The following is a 380-nucleotide window of genomic DNA, read 5'->3' as shown; positions in this document are numbered from 1 at the left end:
AAATTCAATGATCTGCACACGCGGAACTCTTCCTTCAAGAGAAACCCAAAAAGTTCGAATACCTGTTCGTGTCAAAGCAATTAAAGCGGAAAAACCAGAGAGTGAAACAAAAATAATAAAAAGCCAATCCTGATAGTCTGGTAGAGAATCAGACACATTCTCCTTAGTATGGTTTAAGATTGCCACGAACATCATAAATTTAGCAACAAAACCAGAAAAAGGAGGCAAACCAATAATCAAAAGAGCACTGATACCAAAACAAGCCCCAAGAATTGCCAAAGCTACCGGCAAATAGGTACCCACTTCATCTTCTTCCTCCTCTTCATCATCACCATACACTTCCATTGTGACAGTCAACACATTTGCAGCTACATCTTGGC

1 pseudogene is annotated in these 380 nt (G+C 39.7%); it reads right to left on the bottom strand.

Annotated elements, in window-relative coordinates:
* Positions 1–380, bottom strand: a pseudogene (locus J7R13_RS09430) (monovalent cation/H+ antiporter subunit D); the annotation flags it as partial.

It is taken from the genome of Bartonella taylorii 8TBB, from assembly GCF_902825155.1.
Lineage (GTDB): Bacteria > Pseudomonadota > Alphaproteobacteria > Rhizobiales > Rhizobiaceae > Bartonella > Bartonella taylorii_A.
This window is presented reverse-complemented; position numbering and strand designations above follow the sequence as displayed.